Here is a 17,206-nt window from a genome sequence, read left to right on the forward strand (position 1 = left end):
CCGATCGAATCCGCGGCGCCCAAGGCGCGCCGCTCGCGCCAGGCCCGCGTGGTCTGGGGGCCGCGCGTTGTCACGGTCGGCGGCGATGCGCCGGTGCGCGTGCAGTCGATGACCAACACCGACACCGTCGACGCGATCGGCACCGCGATCCAGGTCAAGGAGCTGGCCCAGGCCGGCTCCGAAATGGTCCGCATCACGGTCAACACGCCCGAGGCGGCGGCGCAGGTGCCCTACATCCGCGAGCAGCTCGACCGCATGGGCATCGACGTGCCGCTGGTCGGCGACTTCCACTACAACGGCCACCGGCTGCTGACCGAGTACCCGGCCTGCGCCGAGGCGCTGAGCAAGTACCGCATCAACCCCGGCAACGTGGGCAAGGGCGACAAGAAGGACCGGCAGTTCGGCCAGATGATCGACGCGGCCATGCGCTGGAACAAGCCGGTGCGCATCGGCGTGAACTGGGGCAGCCTCGACCAGGAGCTGCTGGCCAGCCTGATGGACGCCAACAGCCAGCGCGCGCAGCCCTGGGACGCCAGGCAGGTCATGTACGAGGCGCTGATCACCTCGGCCATCGAATCCGCCAGGCTGGCCGAATCCATGGGCATGGCCGGCGAGCAGATCATCCTGTCGTGCAAGGTCAGCGGCGTGCAGGACCTGATCTCGGTCTACCGCGAGCTCGCGCGGCGCTGCGACTATCCGCTGCACCTGGGCCTGACCGAGGCCGGCATGGGCACCAAGGGCACGGTGGCCTCGGCCACCGCGCTGTCGATCCTGCTGCAGGAAGGCATCGGCGACACCATCCGCGTGTCGCTCACGCCGCAGCCGGGCGAGTCGCGCACGCAGGAGGTGGTGATCGCCTCCGAGATCCTGCAGTCGCTGGGCCTGCGCATCTTCGTGCCGAGCGTCACCGCCTGCCCGGGATGCGGGCGCACCACCAGCACCACCTTCCAGGAACTGGCCAAGCAGATCGACGACTACCTGCGCCTGCAGATGCCGGTCTGGCGCAAGAAATACCCGGGCGTCGAGACGATGAAGGTGGCCGTGATGGGCTGCATCGTCAACGGCCCCGGCGAGAGCAAGCACGCGGACATCGGCATCAGCCTGCCCGGCACCGGCGAGGCGCCCGCCGCGCCGGTCTTCATCGACGGCGAAAAGGCCCTCACGCTGCGCGGCGACAATATCGCCAACGAGTTCCACCAGCTCGTCGAAACCTACATCGAAAAGCGCTTCGGCCAGCCCCAGGCTGCCGACGTCGCCTGACCACTCCTCTCCCATGGCTGACAAGATCAATGCCGTCAAAGGCATGAACGACATATTGCCGGCGAGCGTGCCGCGCACCGACCGCCTGCCCGACTCGGCCCTGTGGTCGTGGTTCGAGCAGACGGTGCGCTCGCTGCTCGCGCGCTACGGCTACCAGTACATCGTCACGCCGGTGGTCGAGCCCACGGCGCTGTTCGTGCGCGGCCTCGGCGAGGTGACCGACATCGTCGAGAAGGAGATGTACTCCTTCACCGACTCGATGAACGGCGACAGGCTCACGCTGCGCCCCGAGGCCACGGCCGGCATCGTGCGCGCCATGGTCGAGCACAACGCGCTCTACAACGGCCCGCTGCGGCTGTGGACCCTGGGCCCGATGTTCCGCCACGAGCGGCCGCAGAAGGGCCGCTACCGCCAGTTCCACCAGCTCGACGTCGAGGCGCTGGGCTTCGCGGGGCCGGACGTGGATGCCGAGCTGATCCTCATGGTGCGCGCGCTGTGGCGCGAGCTCGGGCTGCTCGAGGGCCAGCACGTGCGGCTCGAGCTCAACAGCCTGGGCCAGCCGGCCGAGCGCCAGGCGCATCGCGAGGCGCTGATCCGCCACTTCGAGGCGCATGCCGAGCTGCTCGACGCCGACGCGCAGCGCCGCCTGCACAGCAATCCGCTGCGCATCCTCGACACCAAGAATCCCGCCATGCAGGCGATGGTCGAGGCGGCGCCGCAGCTGATGGACTTCCTCGGCGAGGAGTCGCGCGCGCACTTCGCCGCGGTGCGCGCGGTGCTCGATGCCGCGGGCCTGGCCTACCGCGTCAACCCGCGCCTGGTGCGCGGCATGGACTACTACAACCTCACCGTGTTCGAGTGGGTCACCGACCAGCTCGGCTCGCAGGGCACGGTGTGCGGCGGCGGCCGCTACGACGGCCTGATCGGCCAGATGGGCGGCAAGCCCGCGCCGGCCGTGGGTTTCGGCCTGGGCATCGAGCGGCTGCTGCTGCTGATCCAGGAACTCGGCCTGCCGGTGCCGGGCAGCGCGCCCGCGGCCTATGCCATCGTGCCCGCGGCCGCGGCACTGCCGCAGGCGATGGTGGTGCTCGAGCAGTTGCGCGCGGCCGGCGTGGCCGTGGTGCAGCACGCGGGCGGCGGCGGCATGAAGGCGCAGTTCAAGAAGGCCGATGCGAGCGGCGCGCGCTATGCGCTGATCTTCGGCGAGGACGAACTGGCGCGCGGCGAAGTCACCGTGAAATCCTTGCGCGACGGCAGCGGTTCGCAGGTGGCCCGCCCGCTCGCGGACGTGGCCGGCTGGGCCGCCACCCTACAATCGCCGGCTCCCGGGGAATCATCGGGCCGTACTTGAGTCTTTCAGCCTCACGGAGGCGGATCATGAAAACACACGGGCGCACCCGGCGCACCGCGGCCTCGAGTCCTTCCAACCACTGACAGCGCATGGCAACCCATCTCGATCTCGAAGAACAGGAACAGCTCGACCAGCTCAAGCATTTCTGGAACACCTACGGCACCCTGATCACCTGGGTCGTGCTGCTCGTCGCCGGTGCCTTCGTGGCCTGGAACGGCTGGCAGTACTTCCAGCGCAGCAAGGCGGCCCAGGCGGCGGCGCTGTACGACGAGGTCGAGCGCAGCGCCCAGTCGGGCGATGCCGCCCGCATCGAGCGCGTGTTCAACGACATGAAGGAACGCTTCGCTGGCACCGCCTATGCGCAGCAGGCCGGCCTGCTGGCTGCCAAGACGCTCTACGACAAGGGCAATGCCGAAGCCTCGCGCGCCGCGCTCGGCTGGGTGGCCGACAAGGCCACCGACCCCGGCTACCAGGCCATCGCCAAGCTGCGCCTCGCGGCCGAACTGCTCGACGCGAAGTCCTACGACGACGCGCTCAAGCAGCTCTCGGGCAACGTGCCGAAGGAATTCGAGCCGCTGGTGGCCGACCGCAAGGGCGACATCTACCTGGCCCAGGGCAAGCGCGACGAGGCGCAGGCCGAGTACCGCAAGGCCTGGACCGGCCTCGGCGCCGCCTCCGAATACCGCCGGCTGGTCGAATTCAAGCTCAATGCGGTCGGCGTCGACCCCAGGAGCCTGGCGCCCGCCATCACCGTCACCCCCGCAGTTCCTGCCAAATCCTGATCGCCCGCCATCATGAATTTCATGCGTTTCATGCCTGAATCGACCGCCGTGCGCGCGGGGTCCGCTCTTGTCCTGGTCGCGGTCCTGGCCGCCTGCTCGGGCACTTCCAAGCCGAAGCCGGCCGAACTGCCGACCAATGCCTCGCTGATCGGCGTGCGCCAGGCCTGGAGCGTGAAGATCCCGGCGGTCAAGTTCCCGCTCACCACCGACATCAGCGGCGACATCGTGACCGTGGCCGCGGCCGACGGCACCGTGGTCGGCATCGATGCCCGCGCGGGCCGCGAGACCTGGCGCGCCAGCGTCGGCGCGCCGCTGGCGGCGGGCGTGGGCAGCGACGGCTCGATCACCGCCGTGGTCACCACCGGCAACGAGCTGGTCGCGCTGCAGGGCGGCAAGGTGATCTGGAAGCAGCGCCTCACGGCCCAGGCCTTCACCGCGCCGCTGGTGGCCGGTCGCCGCGTCTTCGTGCAGACCGCCGACCGCAACCTCAGTGCCTGGGACGGCGAGAGCGGCCGTCGCCTCTGGTCGCAGCAGCGCACCGGCGAGAACCTCGTGCTCAAGAAGCCGGGCGTGCTGCTGGCCGTCGGCGACACCCTGGTGGCCGGCATCGGCGGCCGCCTGGCGGGCATCAATCCGGCCAACGGCACCTCGCGCTGGGAATCGCCGATCGCGGCCCCGCGCGGCACCAACGACGTCGAGCGCCTGGTCGACCTGACCGGCAGCGTGAGCCGCGTGGGCGACACCGTCTGCGCGCGCGCCTACTACGCCAGCGTCGGCTGCGTCGACACGCTGCGCGGCGCGCTGGTCTGGAGCAAGCCGGCGTCGGGCGCCGAAGGCCTGGGCGGGGACGACGGTTTCGTCTACGGCACCGAGGCCGACGGCAGCGTCACCGCCTGGCGCCGTGCCGACGGCGAACGCGCCTGGCAGACCACCACCTTCAAGAACCGCACGCTGACCGCGCCGCTGGCCGTGGGCCGCTCGCTGGTCATCGGCGAGAGCACCGGCCTGCTGCTGTTCGTCTCGCGCGAGAACGGCGGCCTGCTGAACCGCGCCACGCCCGATGGCTCGGCCATCGCGGCCACGCCCGTGGTCGTGGGCAACACGGTGGTCGTCGTCACGGCCAACGGCGGTGTCTTCGGCTACCGTCCCGACTGATCTTTGCTGCAGGGCATGGCCATGAATTGCGAATCCGCGAAGGAGCGGCCATGAAACCCGTCATGGCCCTGGTGGGCCGTCCCAACGTCGGCAAGTCCACGCTGTTCAACCGGCTGACCCAGTCGCGCGACGCCATCGTGGCGGACTTCGCCGGGCTGACGCGCGACCGCCACTACGGCAACGGCCGGCTGGGCAAGCACGAATTCATCGTCATCGACACCGGCGGCTTCGAACCCGACGCGGGCAGCGGCATCTTCAAGGAGATGGCCAAGCAGACGCGCCAGGCCGTGGCCGAGGCCGACGTCGTGGTGTTCGTGGTCGATGCCCGCGAGGGGCTGTCGGCGCAGGACCACGACATCGCCAACGAGCTGCGCCGGCTGGGCAAGCCCTGCATCCTGGTGGCCAACAAGTCCGAGGGCATGCGCGACGGCGCCAAGCTGGTCGACTTCTACGAGTTGGGCCTGGGCGAGGTGCACGGCGTTTCGGCCGCGCACGGGCAGGGCATCCGCAGCCTGGTCGAGCTGGCGCTCGAATCGCTGAACCTGCCCGAGCCCGAGGACGACGAGGATGGCGAAGACGACGTCAACAAGCCGATCAAGCTCGCGGTGGCGGGGCGGCCGAACGTCGGCAAGTCCACGCTGATCAACACCTGGCTCGGCGAGGAGCGGCTGGTCGCCTTCGACATGCCCGGCACCACGCGCGACGCGATCTCGGTGCCCTTCGAGCGCAACGGCCAGCGCTTCGAGCTGATCGACACCGCCGGCTTGCGCCGCAAGGGCAGGGTGTTCGAGGCGATCGAGAAGTTCTCGGTGGTCAAGACGCTGCAGGCCATCGAGTCGGCCAATGTCGTGCTGCTGCTGCTCGACGCCACCCAGGGCGTGACCGACCAGGACGCCCACATCGCGGGCTACATCCTCGAGAGCGGCCGCGCGGTGGTGATCGCCATCAACAAGTGGGACGCGGTCGACAGCTACCAGCGCGAGCAGATCCAGCGCCAGATCGAGACCCGGCTGGTGTTCCTCAAGTTCGCGGCGCTGCATTTCATCTCGGCCATCAAGCGCCAGGGCCTGGGACCGCTGTGGCAGGCCATTGCGCAGGCCCACAAGTCGGCCACGCGCAAGATGTCGACGCCGGTGCTGACCCGGCTCTTGCTCGAGGCGGTGCAATTCCAGACACCCAAGCGCACCGGCATGTTCCGGCCCAAGCTGCGCTATGCGCACCAGGGCGGCATGAATCCGCCGCTGATCGTGATCCACGGCAATTCGCTCGAGCACGTGACCGATGCCTACAAGCGCTTTCTAGAAGGGCGCTTCCGCAAGGAATTCGACCTGGTGGGAACGCCATTGCGGATCGAATTCAAGAGCTCCCACAATCCCTACGCCGACAAGGACGAGTGAGCCTTGGGCGCCGTTGGCGGCCGTTGAGCGGGCGTCGCGGCGGAAGTTCCGTCTTTTGAGAACCGTTATTTTTCAAAGGCTTTTGGCGCGGAATGCTGCAGCGCGGGAGGCCTGTGTTAAGGTCCCTTTTCCAACAACTACTCTTGAACACGGAGAATATCGTGAGCAATAAAGGGCAACTTCTACAAGACCCGTTTCTGAACACACTGCGTCGCGAGCATGTGCCGGTTTCCATTTATTTGGTGAACGGTATCAAGCTGCAGGGTCAGATCGAGTCTTTCGACCAGTACGTCGTGCTGCTTCGCAACACGGTGACACAGATGGTCTACAAGCACGCCATTTCCACCATCGTGCCGGGTCGTGCCGTCAACTTCTCGGCCAACGAGAACGACGACGCCGCAGCCTGATCGGCGCGGAGCGCGGCGGTGTCAAACCCGCCGCGCTTTTCCCCTTTTCTGATACCGCTTGTCTGAACTGAATTCCCGCCAGGAAGGCGCCGTCGTTCTCGTCGGCGTCGACTTCGGGCTGCCCCATTTCGACAGCGAACTCGAAGAACTCGGCCTGCTCGCGCAAACCGCGGGCCTCTCGCCCGTGGCGCGCCTCGTGTGCAAGCGCAAGGTGCCCGACGCGGCGCTTTTCGTGGGCAGCGGCAAGGCCGACGAGATCAAGGAGCTCGCCGCGATGCATCGCGCGAGCGAGGTCATCTTCGACCAGTCGCTGAGCCCGGCCCAGCAGCGCAATCTCGAGCGCCAGCTCGACGTCGCGGTGTACGACCGGACCTTCCTCATCCTCGAGATCTTCGCGCAGCGCGCGCGCTCGCACGAAGGCAAGCTGCAGGTCGAGCTCGCCCGCCTGCAGTACCTGAGCACGCGCCTCGTGCGCCGCTGGTCCCACCTGGAGCGCCAGACCGGCGGTGCCGGTGTGCGCGGCGGCCCGGGCGAGAAGCAGATCGAGCTCGACCGCCGGATGATCGCCGAGTCGATCAAGCGCACGCGCGAGCGCCTGGCCAAGGTGCAGAAGCAGCGCGGCACGCAACGCCGCCAGCGCGAGCGCCGCGAGACCTTCAACATCTCGCTGGTGGGCTACACCAACGCGGGCAAGTCCTCGCTGTTCAATGCGCTCGTGAAGGCCCGCGCCTACGCGGCCGACCAGCTGTTCGCCACGCTCGACACCACCACGCGCAACCTCTACCTCGGCGATGCGCGCCGGCAGGTGTCGATCTCCGACACCGTGGGCTTCATCCGCGACCTGCCGCACGGCCTGGTCGACGCCTTCAAGGCGACCTTGCAGGAGGCGGTCGATGCCGACCTGCTGCTGCACGTGGTCGATGCCTCCAACCCGCACCATCCCGAGCAAATGGCCGAGGTGCAGACGGTGCTGCGCGAGATCGGCGCCGATGCCGTGCCGCAATTGCTGGTCTTCAACAAGCTCGATGCCCTTGAAAGCACGCAACGTCCGCTGCATCTGCAGGACGACATGGACATCGACGGCGTGCAGGTTCCGCGCATCTTCCTGAGCGCCCGCAGCGGCGAGGGCCTGCCCCTGCTGCGCGCGGAGCTGGCCCGCCTCTCGGGCTCGATCGCCGATACCATGACCCCTGAGGGTGACGCTGAATTGCACGGCGCCACCCATTGATTGGGCACAATCCCGCCACTGACAAGAGAACGACGCGAATGAATGCAAAGCCAGTGTGGAAAGGGTTCTTGGGCATGTTCAACCTGAACGATGGCCGATGGGGGCGGGGCGACGATTCGTCCTCCTCGAACGGCGATCGCCCTTCGGGCAACAGGCCGCCCGACGCCGATCCCCCGGGTGCCCCGACGCCCCCGCCTTCGGGCAACAACGGCAACAACAACCGCCCGCGCGGCCAAGGCCCCAACCAGGGACCGCCCGACCTCGACGAACTCTGGCGCGATCTCAACCGCAAGCTCGGCGGCTTCTTCGGCGGTGGCCGAGGCAACAACAACCGTCCCAGCGGCGGCAACGGTGGCGGCAATGGCTACAAACCCGACATGAAGAACGCCGGCTTCGGCATCGGCCTGGTGGCCATCGTCGCCGTGCTGATCTGGCTCGGCACGGGCTTCTTCATCGTGAACGAAGGCCAGCAGGCCGTCATCACCCAGTTCGGCCGCTACAAGACCACCGTGGGCGCGGGCTTCAACTGGCGCCTGCCGTACCCGATCCAGCGCCACGAGACCGTGGTCGTCACGCAGATCCGCTCGACCGACGTGGGCCGCGACGCCATCGTGCGCTCCACCGGCCTGCGCGAATCGGCGATGCTGACCGAGGACGAGAACATCGTCGAGATCAAGTTCGCCGTGCAGTACCGTCTGAGCGATGCGCGCGCCTGGCTCTACGAGAGCAAGACGCCCGCCGACACGGTGGTGCAGGTGGCCGAGACCGCCGTGCGCGAAGTCGTCGGCAAGATGAAGATGGACGCGGCCCTCGCCGAGGAACGCGACCAGATCGCGCCGCGCGTGCGCCAGCTGATGCAGAACATCCTCGACCGCTACCAGGTGGGCGTGGAAGTGGTCGGCATCAACCTGCAGCAGGGCGGCGTGCGTCCGCCCGAGCAGGTGCAGGCCGCCTTCGACGACGTGCTCAAGGCCGGGCAGGAACGCGAGCGCGCCAAGAACGAGGCGCAGGCCTATGCCAACAACGTGGTGCCGCTGGCCACTGGTACCGCTTCGCGTCTCAAGGAAGAGTCCGAAGCCTACAAGGCACGCATCGTGGCGCAGGCCCAGGGTGATGCCGGCCGCTTCGCCTCGGTGCTGACCGAGTACCAGAAGGCGCCGCAGGTCACGCGCGACCGCATGTACACCGACGCCATGCAGCAGATCTACGCCAGCACGACCAAGGTGCTGGTCGACAGCAAGCAGGGCTCCAACCTGCTGTACCTGCCGCTCGACAAGCTGATCCAGCAGACCGGCAACGGCAACCAGGCCACGCCGGTCGATGCCGCCAGCCCGAGCGTCGCCGGCACCGCGCCGGTGCAGTCCTCGGTGATCCCGGTCGCGCCGACCAACGACATGCGTGCCCGCGACGGCCGCTCGCGTGACCGCGACGTGCGTTGAACCAGGAAGGCAACAAGAACATGAACAGAATCGGATTCATCGCCTCGTCGATCCTCGTGCTGCTGGTGCTGCTGAGCTCGACCCTCTTCGTGGTCGACCAGCGCCAGTTCGGCGTGGTCTACGCCCTGGGCCAGATCAAGCAGGTCATCACCGAGCCCGGCCTCAACTTCAAGCTGCCGCCGCCGTTCCAGAACGTGTCGTACATCGACAAGCGGCTGCTCACGCTGTCGAGCCTCGACACCGAGCCCATGCTCACGGCCGAGAAGCAGCGCGTGGTGATCGACTGGTACGTGCGCTGGCGCATCACCGACCCGCAGGCCTACATCCGCAACGTCGGCCTCGACGAGAACGCCGGCGCCATGCAGCTCAACCGCGTGGTGCGCAACGCGTTCCAGGAAAACATCAACAAGCGCACCGTGCGCGACCTGATCTCGGTGCGCCGCGAGGCCCTGATGGCCGACGTGCAGCGCGAGGTGCTGGCCGTCGTGAAGGGCGCCAAGCCCTGGGGCGTGGACGTGGTGGACGTGCGCATCACGCGCGTCGACTACGTGGAAGCGATCACCGAATCGGTCTACCGCCGCATGGAAGCCGAGCGCAAGCGCGTGGCCAACGAGCTGCGTTCCACCGGTACGGCCGAAGGCGAGAAGATCCGCGCCGACGCCGACCGCCAGCGCGAGGTGATCGTCGCCAATGCCTACCGCGACGCGCAGAAGATCAAGGGCGAGGGCGATGCCCAGGCTGCCTCGGTCTACAGCGAGTCCTTCGGCCGCGATCCGCAGTTCGCGCAGTTCTACCGCAGCCTCGAGGCCTACAAGCAGAGCTTCAACAAGAAGAGCGACGTGATGGTGGTCGACCCCTCGTCGGACTTCTTCCGCGCGATGCAGGGTTCGGGCGCCGGCGCGCCGCGCCGTTGACGTCTCCGTTCGCAGCGGCTTCGGGGACGTGAGTTCCGACACCTTCTGGAGCGCGCTGGCGCTGGTGCTGGTGATCGAGGGCATCCTGCCCTTCGTGTCGCCCGGCGGCTGGCGTCGCGGCTTCGGCCAGCTGATGCAGCTGCGCGACGGGCAACTGCGCTTCTTCGGCCTGTGCAGCATCGTGCTCGGGCTGTGCCTGCTCTGGCTGCTGGCCTGAGGCCGGCAGCGCTTCTTTCCGACCCTTTCGCCCGCTTCGTCGCCGGCCCCGAGCGGGCGCCGCCGGGGCGCTTTTCGGCTGCCGGTAGAATTCCGGTTTAACCACGCCCCCGATCCCCATGTCCGCCTGGGTCCTCCCGGATCACATTGCCGATGTGCTGCCCTCCGAGGCGCGCCACATCGAAGAACTTCGCCGCCAGTTGCTCGACACCGCCCGCAGCTACGGCTACGAGCTGGTGATGCCGCCGCTGCTCGAGCACCTGGAATCGCTGCTGTCGGGTACCGGCGAGGCGCTCGACCTGCAGACCTTCAAGCTGGTCGACCAGCTCTCGGGCCGCTCGATGGGCCTGCGGGCCGACACCACGCCCCAGGTCGCGCGCATCGATGCCCACCTGCTCAACCGCGACGGCGTGGCACGGCTGTGCTACTGCGGGCCGGTGCTCCACACCCGTCCCGACCGCCCGCACGCCACGCGCGAGCCGCTGCAGTTCGGCGCCGAGATCTATGGCCATGCCGGCCTCGAGGCCGACACCGAAATCCTGCTGCTCGCGCTCGACTGCCTCGACGCGGCCGGCCTGCGCGAGGGCGTGATCGTCGACCTCGCCGATGCCCGCATCGTGCGCGCGCTGTTCGCCGGCGTGCCGGTCGACGCGGCCGTGCTGGCGCGCGTGCATGCGGCGCTGGCCGCCAAGGATGCGAGCGAGCTGCGCGCGCTGACGCGCGATTTCCCCGCGGCCGCGCGCGAAGGCCTGCTGGCGCTGATCCAGCTCTATGGCGACGCCGCCGTGCTCGACGAGGCCGCCCGGGCGCTGCAGGGCACGCCCGCGGTGCACGCGGCGCTGTCCGACCTCAAGCTGCTGGCCGCCGGCCTCGACGGCGTGGCGGGCCGCAAGATCAGCTTCGACCTGGCCGACCTGCGCGGCTATGCCTACTACAGCGGCATGCGCTTCGGCATCTACGTGCCGGGCGCGGCCGATTCGCTGGTGCGCGGCGGCCGCTACGACGAGGTGGGGGCCGTGTTCGGCCGCAACCGTCCGGCGGTCGGCTTCAGCCTCGACGTGCGCGAGCTGGTCGGCGTGCTGCCGAAGCGTCCGTTGCGCGCGGCGATCCGCGCGCCCTGGAGCGACGAAACCGGCCTGCGCCAGGCCATCGCCGGGCTGCGCAAGGCCGGCGAAACCGTGGTGTGCGTGCTGCCGGGCCATGGCAGCGAAATCGATGAGTTCCACTGCGACCGCGAGCTCGTCGAGCAGTCCGGCCAGTGGCAAGTCCGAACGATCTGAATTTTTAGCAATGGAACGAGCATGAGCGTAACCACCGGAAGAAACGTGGTCGTCGTCGGTACCCAATGGGGCGACGAGGGCAAAGGCAAGCTGGTCGACTGGCTGACCGAGAGCGCCCAGGGCGTGGTCCGCTTCCAGGGCGGCCACAACGCGGGCCACACGCTCGTGATCAACGGCGTGAAGACCGCGCTGCACCTGATCCCCAGCGGCATCATGCGTCCCGGCGTGAAGTGCTACATCGGCAACGGCGTGGTGCTGTCGGCGGCCAAGCTGTTCGAGGAGATCGAAGGGCTCGAGAAGGCCGGCGTGGAAGTGCGTTCGCGCCTGCGCATCAGCGAGGCCTGCCCGCTGATCCTGCCGTTCCACTCCGCGCTGGACATCGCGCGCGAGGCCTACCGCGAAAAGGGCGGCGTCGAGAAGATCGGCACCACCGGCCGCGGCATCGGCCCGGCCTACGAGGACAAGATCGCGCGCCGCGCGCTGCGCGTGCAGGACCTCAAGCACCCCGAGCGCTTCGCGGCCAAGCTGCGCGTGCTGCTCGACCTGCACAACCACGTGCTGGTCGAGGTGCTGGGCGCCACCGCGATCGACTTCGACACCGTGTTCGACGAGGCCATGCGCCACGCCGCGCTGCTCAAGCCGATGATGGCCGACGTCTCGCGCGAACTGAACGACGCCCACCGCGACGGCGCCAACCTGCTGTTCGAAGGCGCGCAGGGCACGCTGCTCGACGTCGACCACGGCACCTACCCCTACGTCACCTCGAGCAACTGCGTGGCCGGCAACGCCGCCGCCGGCTCGGGCGTGGGCCCGGGCATGCTGCACTACATCCTCGGCATCACCAAGGCCTACTGCACGCGCGTGGGCGGCGGTCCGTTCCCGACCGAACTCGACTGGGCCACGCCCGGCACCCCCGGCTATCACATGAGCACCGTGGGCGCCGAGAAGGGCGTGACCACGGGCCGCAGCCGCCGCTGCGGCTGGTTCGATGCCGCGCTGCTCAAGCGCTCGGCGCAGGTCAACGGCCTGTCGGGCCTGTGCATCACCAAGCTCGACGTGCTCGACGGCCTCGAGAAGCTCGAGCTGTGCACCGGCTACGAGCTCGATGGCGAGACCACCGACATCCTGCCGATGGGCGCCGACGAGATCGAGCGCTGCACCCCGATCTACGAAACCCTCGAAGGCTGGAGCGAAAGCACGGTCGGCGTGACGCAGTACGACAAGCTGCCGGTCAATGCGCGCCTCTACCTGCAGCGCATCGAGCAGGTCACCGGCGTGCCGATCCACATGGTGTCGACCAGCCCCGACCGCGATCACACGATCATGATGCGCCACCCCTATCTGGCCGACTGATCCCCCGGTTCGACAACAACCCCAAAAAAGAAGCCCCCTGCGCCCGCTGACCCGGGCGACATCCGCTATTCATCCAGGAGCCCATCCCCCATGTTGACCGAAGACGGCAAGCACCTCTACGTGAGCTACGACGAGTACCACAACCTGATCGAGAAGCTCGCGATCAAGGTGCACCAGTCGGGTTGGGAGTTCGACACCATCCTGTGCCTCGCCCGTGGCGGCATGCGCCCGGGCGACGTGCTGTCGCGCATCTTCGACAAGCCGCTGGCGATCATGTCGACCAGCTCCTACCGGGCCGATGCCGGCACCATCCAGGGCCACCTCGACATCGCGCGCTACATCACCACGCCCAAGGGCGAGATCGCCGGCAAGGTGCTGCTGGTCGACGACCTGGCCGACTCGGGCCACACGCTGCATGCGGTGATCAACATGCTGCGCAACAACTACGCGCCCATCACCGAGCTGCGCAGTGCGGTGCTGTGGACCAAGGCGCTCTCGACCTTCACGCCCGACTACTCGGTGGAGTTCCTGCAGACCAATCCGTGGATCCACCAGCCCTTCGAAGGCTACGACTCGCTGCGGCCCGAGAAGCTGATCGAGAAGTGGTCGGTCTGAGGCCTGCCTCTGATCTCGACCAGAGTTTGACGCCCCGGCTTGCCGGGGCGTTTTTCATGGCGCGGCCTCAGCAGGCGCCGCTGCCGTTCTCGAACATCGCCGTGTAGCGCCGCTGCATCTCCTCGGGCGACAGCTTCTCGATGCTGTGGCCCACGTTCCAGCGGTGGCCGAAGGGATCGCGGAACACGCCCGAGCGCTCGCCGTAGAAGCGGTCCTCGGTCGGCATTTCGAGCGTGGCGCCGGCCGCCACCGCGCGCGCGACCACCGCGTCGGCATCGTCCACGTGCAGGTGCAGGGTGACCGCGCTGCCGCCCAGCGTCTTCGCGCTCGGGATGCCGTACTCGGGGTACTCGTCCGAGATCATCAGGATCGCGCCGTTGTGGAAGTCGAGCTCGACGTGGCCGACACGGCCGCTGGGCTCGACCAGCCGGAAGATCTCCTTGACCTGGAACACCTCGCAGTAGAAGGCCACCGCGGCCTTGGCATCGTGGACGCAGATGTAGGGGAAGAGCTCGTGGATCGCCATGGGGTGCCTCTCGTCGTGGTTCGTGGAAGAAATCGCGTGTCGGCGCCGATTCTGGAAGGCTTCAGCGCGGCCGTCTTGAACGAATTTGACCGGTGGCGGCGTTCGCGGGCGCCGCCACATGGCGCGGCGACGTGGCGCCCGTGCGCCGCCAGGCCTGCGGCGCCATGCCCGCGAGCGCCGAGAACTCGCGGCTCAGGTGCGCCTGGTCGGCATAGCCGGCTTCGACCGCGATCTCGGCCCAGGGCCGCGCCGGATCGGCCGCCAGCGCCAGCGCGCGGTCGAAGCGCATCACGCGCGCGTACTCCTTGGGCGTGAGTCCGATGGCGCCGCGGAACAGCGCGATGAAGCGCCGGTGGCTGTAGCCGCTGTCGGCCACCAGCGCGCCGATGGCCGGGTTCTCGCCCGCGAGCGGCCCGAGCGCCGCCGCGATCGCCGGATGCAGCCCGCGCAGGCCGGCGCGCAGCGCGAGCGCCAGCCGCGCCGACAGCATCGCTTCGAACAACGCGAGCTGGCGCGCCAGCTCGGCCTCGGCATGCAGCCGCTCGAGCGCATCCGCCACCTCGCGCGCGCCCCAGAGCGCGTCGAGCGGCGTGTGCTGGCCCGACAACGCGTCCTCGGGCGCGCCCAGCAGCGCGCGTGCCGCGCCGGGCTGCAGCTGGGCGCCGACCGAGCGCGTGGCCACCGAGACGTCGCGCAGGTAGAAGCTGCTGCGCGCGCCGCCGACGATGGCATGGCCGCAGGTGTGCCCCTCGGTGTCGGCCGCGTGGTCGAACAGCCTGAGCGGCGGCCCCGAGAGCCGGAACACCAAGTGCATGCCGCCCGTGGGCAGCACATGCTCGCGCGCGCCGGGGCGTTCGACCCCAGTGCCCTCGGCGCCGGGCGCCCAGGCCCAGACCTGCCGCACGAAGGGCCGCAGGTGCGGCACGGGCGCACGCGTCAGCTGCCGCATCTCAGGCCTGGGCTTCCACGTGCAGCGCGTAGACCGGGTCGGGCCAACGCTGGGGCGTCATGCCGGCGAGTTGCGCCGCCAACTGTTCGACGAAGCGCATGTCGACGTCGGGCGCCATGCTGGCCGGCCCGCGGCCGAAGGCCTCGCGCAGGCGGCGCACCGCGTTGGCGGTGCCACGCAGCACGCCCTCGGGTTGGCCGGACTGCTCGAAGACCAGCACGTTGGCCAGCAGGTGGAGGAACGAGGCCACCACGGTCGCCTCCGTGCGCTGCCTGCCGTCCAGCGCCGCCATCACCAGCTCGAGCCAGTCGACCACTTCCTGCGGAATGCCTTGGGCCGCCAGCGCGGCATAGCTGGTCGGCCAGGCGCTGGCCGGTGTCTTGCGCAGCCAGGCGCCGAGCGCGCGCGGCGTGCCCGCCGGGGCCATCGCCGCAGCCTCGGCCGCGGAGTTCGCCTGCATCTTCATCAGGCGCCCGGGCGCGCCGCCGGCGGCCGCCGCTACCGGCAGGCCGCGCGTGCGCATCAGCATCGGCGCCGACGCCGACGCCGGTGCGGCGAGCATGGCGTCGAACTGCACGGAGCCGGTGCCGCCCCAGCCGGCCGGCACCATCTGCGCCACCTTGCGCAGCTCGGGCATGTCGGTCGCGCGCTCGCCCTCGGCGCGTTCGACCACGAGCAGGTAGTTGGTGAGGTCTGTCACGAGCTGGTAGGCCACGGCGAGGCGGCGGGCTTGCGCCACGTCCTCCGTGCCGAGTTCGGCCACGCGTGCGTGCGCGGCGATCCGGCCGAGCGCGTCGATCGGTTCGGCCACGGCATTCACGCGCGCGCTGCCGATCGCTTCCTCGGCCGCGTCTCCCTGCGCGCGCACGCCGAGCAGCCGCACCTCGCCCTCGGGCGGCGCGTCGAACAGCGCGAACACGTTCACCGTGTCGGCGCCGAAGGCCGAGCGCGGCAGGGCGGAGGTCCACCGTGGTTGCGCGCCGCCCGGCCATTCGACGCGCAGCGCATCGAGCCGCGGCGAACGCAGGCGCGCGAACATGCGCAACACGGCCGGCTCGACCGCCTCGCCAAGCGCGACGAAATCGCAGGCCCCGCCCGTGGCCTCGGCCAGGCGCCGCAGGTGGCTCTCGGCCGGGCTGCTGCCGATGCCGACCACGAACACGCGGTGCCCCGAGGCACGGGCCGATTCGACCGTCGCGTCGATGGCGCTGATCTCGCCGTCGGTGACCACCAGCACGTCGCTCGACGCGCCGGCGCCCAGCGCGAAGGTGGAGGCCAGCGCGCTTTCCATCTCGGTGCCGCCCAGGTCGGCCTGCAGTGCGCCGATCCAGCGCTGCGCGGCCAGGCGCGTGACCTCGGTGAGCTGCCACAGGCCGCGCGAACGGTGCTCGACCGTGGTGCCGAAGCGCGAGAGCGAGAAGCGGTCGCCCGCGCCCATCCGCGAGACGATCGATTGCAGCGCGCGCCGCGCGGCATCGATGCTGTCGCCGGCCATCGAGCCCGAGCAGTCGACCAGCAGCTGCACGTCGGTGGTGGCCGGGCCGCGCGCCGGCACCCGCGGGCAGAAGCTCGCGAGCGCGACGATGCCGCCGGGCGCGACATCGTCGGGCGCCGCCACGGCCACCGAGGCGTGCGCGAGCTGGTCGACCACCAGCACGAAGTCGCGGTCGAGCGCGCCGCGGCGCGCCAGCGACACCTGCAGCAGGCCGCTCTCGGGCCGCATCGCCACGCCCACCGGATGGCTGGGCGAGGCCACGCGCGCTCGTGCCAGTTCGCCATGCAGGCGCAGTTCGATGTCGAAGGGGTAGGCCGCCACCGCGCTGTGCTCGGGCGCCTGGTGCGGCCGCAGCCCGCCGTCGGCGATCGGGTCGCCATAGCGCGGCGCAATCACCGTCGGGATCAGCAGGCGCAGGCCCTGCTGCTCGAAGGCCAGGGTCTGCGCATAGCGCAGGGTGACCACGCAGGTCTCCTGCGCCGCGAGGTTGCCGAGGTTCAGCGTGTAGCTGCGGTCGTGGTTCTTCTCCAGCATGATGGCCGCGTGGCCCTCGGCCAAAGCGCCTTCGTAGGCCGCCTCGGCCTCGGCCTTCTCGACCACCGTGCCGCACAGACGCCGCTCGCCGAGCTGGACGTCGACGCCCAGCAGCACCGCGCCCCACGGCAGCGGAAAGCCGTAGACCACCTCGACGTTCGAGGCGCCCGGATTGCGGAAGCGCTGCTCGACCGTCATCTCGAGCAGCACGCCGCGCAGGTCGCCGCTGGCCTTCACGCCTTCGAGCAGCATGCTGTCGCCGTTCGCGGTCGTCATGCGTGCATGTTCCTGATAGCTCATGGGAT

Annotated in this window: 16 protein-coding genes; 13 read left to right on the forward strand and 3 right to left on the reverse strand. The window is 69.4% G+C overall.

The features are described 5' to 3' along the window. Positions 1 to 3: 3 nt before the first annotated feature. The 13 genes from ispG (at position 4) to AC1HIL_RS16850 (ending at position 13,397) form a co-directional block, all read left to right on the forward strand. Positions 4 to 1,260 (forward strand): flavodoxin-dependent (E)-4-hydroxy-3-methylbut-2-enyl-diphosphate synthase, encoded by a 1,257-nt coding sequence (ispG, locus tag AC1HIL_RS16790; RefSeq protein ID WP_413764554.1) that lies wholly within the window; start codon positions 4 to 6, stop codon positions 1,258 to 1,260. Positions 1,261 to 1,273: 13 nt separating this feature from the next. Further along, entirely contained in the window at positions 1,274 to 2,611 is a 1,338-nt protein-coding gene (hisS, locus tag AC1HIL_RS16795; RefSeq protein ID WP_057594716.1) for a histidine--tRNA ligase, read from the forward strand. A gap of 89 nt (positions 2,612 to 2,700) precedes the next feature. Next, the gene (locus AC1HIL_RS16800) at positions 2,701 to 3,393 is read left to right on the forward strand and encodes a YfgM family protein (protein ID WP_057594717.1); all 693 of its coding nucleotides are present in this window, start codon (positions 2,701 to 2,703) and stop codon (positions 3,391 to 3,393) included. A 12-nt stretch (positions 3,394 to 3,405) separates the two neighbouring features. Further along, positions 3,406 to 4,548, forward strand: coding sequence for an outer membrane protein assembly factor BamB (bamB, locus tag AC1HIL_RS16805; RefSeq protein ID WP_479672234.1), 1,143 nt, complete (start codon positions 3,406 to 3,408; stop codon positions 4,546 to 4,548). 50 nt (positions 4,549 to 4,598) lie between these two features. Further along, positions 4,599 to 5,945: a ribosome biogenesis GTPase Der gene (der, locus tag AC1HIL_RS16810; protein ID WP_057594719.1), complete on the forward strand. Its 1,347-nt coding sequence runs from the start codon at positions 4,599 to 4,601 to the stop codon at positions 5,943 to 5,945. Between the two features lie 161 nt (positions 5,946 to 6,106). Further along, positions 6,107 to 6,352, forward strand: a complete 246-nt coding sequence (gene hfq, locus AC1HIL_RS16815) for an RNA chaperone Hfq (protein WP_056582504.1) — start codon at positions 6,107 to 6,109, stop codon at positions 6,350 to 6,352. 58 nt (positions 6,353 to 6,410) lie between these two features. Then, positions 6,411 to 7,580, forward strand: coding sequence for a GTPase HflX (gene hflX / locus AC1HIL_RS16820; protein WP_057594720.1), 1,170 nt, complete (start codon positions 6,411 to 6,413; stop codon positions 7,578 to 7,580). A gap of 74 nt (positions 7,581 to 7,654) precedes the next feature. Beyond that, positions 7,655 to 9,019 (forward strand): FtsH protease activity modulator HflK, encoded by a 1,365-nt coding sequence (gene hflK / locus AC1HIL_RS16825; protein WP_057594721.1) that lies wholly within the window; start codon positions 7,655 to 7,657, stop codon positions 9,017 to 9,019. Positions 9,020 to 9,039: 20 nt separating this feature from the next. After that, positions 9,040 to 9,933: a protease modulator HflC gene (gene hflC / locus AC1HIL_RS16830; RefSeq protein WP_057594754.1), complete on the forward strand. Its 894-nt coding sequence runs from the start codon at positions 9,040 to 9,042 to the stop codon at positions 9,931 to 9,933. Between the two features lie 28 nt (positions 9,934 to 9,961). Then, entirely contained in the window at positions 9,962 to 10,150 is a 189-nt protein-coding gene (locus AC1HIL_RS16835) for a DUF2065 domain-containing protein (protein WP_057594722.1), read from the forward strand. Between the two features lie 118 nt (positions 10,151 to 10,268). Next, complete coding sequence (locus AC1HIL_RS16840) at positions 10,269 to 11,429, forward strand: ATP phosphoribosyltransferase regulatory subunit (protein WP_261210910.1); 1,161 nt, start codon at positions 10,269 to 10,271, stop codon at positions 11,427 to 11,429. A gap of 21 nt (positions 11,430 to 11,450) precedes the next feature. Continuing rightward, positions 11,451 to 12,782 (forward strand): adenylosuccinate synthase, encoded by a 1,332-nt coding sequence (locus tag AC1HIL_RS16845; protein WP_057594724.1) that lies wholly within the window; start codon positions 11,451 to 11,453, stop codon positions 12,780 to 12,782. 90 nt (positions 12,783 to 12,872) lie between these two features. After that, on the forward strand, positions 12,873 to 13,397 hold the full coding sequence (locus AC1HIL_RS16850) for a phosphoribosyltransferase (protein ID WP_057594725.1): 525 nt from the start codon (positions 12,873 to 12,875) through the stop codon (positions 13,395 to 13,397). Positions 13,398 to 13,464: 67 nt separating this feature from the next. Here the strand turns inward: AC1HIL_RS16850 and AC1HIL_RS16855 are convergent, their stop codons facing one another. The 3 genes from AC1HIL_RS16855 to AC1HIL_RS16865 form a co-directional block, all read right to left on the reverse strand. Continuing rightward, on the reverse strand, positions 13,465 to 13,923 hold the full coding sequence (locus AC1HIL_RS16855) for a VOC family protein (RefSeq protein WP_261210909.1): 459 nt from the start codon (positions 13,921 to 13,923) through the stop codon (positions 13,465 to 13,467). 61 nt (positions 13,924 to 13,984) lie between these two features. After that, a complete protein-coding gene (locus tag AC1HIL_RS16860; protein WP_479672235.1) occupies positions 13,985 to 14,872 on the reverse strand; it encodes a helix-turn-helix domain-containing protein in 888 nt (295 codons plus the stop codon). Position 14,873: 1 nt separating this feature from the next. After that, the gene (locus AC1HIL_RS16865) at positions 14,874 to 17,201 is read right to left on the reverse strand and encodes a VIT domain-containing protein (RefSeq protein ID WP_479672236.1); all 2,328 of its coding nucleotides are present in this window, start codon (positions 17,199 to 17,201) and stop codon (positions 14,874 to 14,876) included. Between the last annotated feature and the right edge of the window lie 5 nt (positions 17,202 to 17,206).

This window comes from Variovorax sp. ISS6, from assembly GCF_056523145.1.

What these genes read in the sequence shown, in the direction of transcription:
- hisS (WP_057594716.1), top strand. Translation starts at nt 1,274, where the DNA reads ATGGCTGACAAGATCAATGCCGTCAAAGGCATGAACGACATATTGCCG.
- AC1HIL_RS16800 (WP_057594717.1), top strand. Translation starts at nt 2,701, where the DNA reads ATGGCAACCCATCTCGATCTCGAAGAACAGGAACAGCTCGACCAGCTC.
- bamB (WP_479672234.1), top strand. Translation starts at nt 3,406, where the DNA reads ATGAATTTCATGCGTTTCATGCCTGAATCGACCGCCGTGCGCGCGGGG.
- der (WP_057594719.1), top strand. Translation starts at nt 4,599, where the DNA reads ATGAAACCCGTCATGGCCCTGGTGGGCCGTCCCAACGTCGGCAAGTCC.
- hflK (WP_057594721.1), top strand. Translation starts at nt 7,655, where the DNA reads ATGTTCAACCTGAACGATGGCCGATGGGGGCGGGGCGACGATTCGTCC.
- hflC (WP_057594754.1), top strand. Translation starts at nt 9,040, where the DNA reads ATGAACAGAATCGGATTCATCGCCTCGTCGATCCTCGTGCTGCTGGTG.
- AC1HIL_RS16840 (WP_261210910.1), top strand. Translation starts at nt 10,269, where the DNA reads ATGTCCGCCTGGGTCCTCCCGGATCACATTGCCGATGTGCTGCCCTCC.
- AC1HIL_RS16845 (WP_057594724.1), top strand. Translation starts at nt 11,451, where the DNA reads ATGAGCGTAACCACCGGAAGAAACGTGGTCGTCGTCGGTACCCAATGG.
- AC1HIL_RS16850 (WP_057594725.1), top strand. Translation starts at nt 12,873, where the DNA reads ATGTTGACCGAAGACGGCAAGCACCTCTACGTGAGCTACGACGAGTAC.
- AC1HIL_RS16855 (WP_261210909.1), bottom strand. Translation starts at nt 13,923, where the DNA reads ATGGCGATCCACGAGCTCTTCCCCTACATCTGCGTCCACGATGCCAAG.
- AC1HIL_RS16860 (WP_479672235.1), bottom strand. Translation starts at nt 14,872, where the DNA reads ATGCGGCAGCTGACGCGTGCGCCCGTGCCGCACCTGCGGCCCTTCGTG.
- AC1HIL_RS16865 (WP_479672236.1), bottom strand. Translation starts at nt 17,201, where the DNA reads ATGAGCTATCAGGAACATGCACGCATGACGACCGCGAACGGCGACAGC.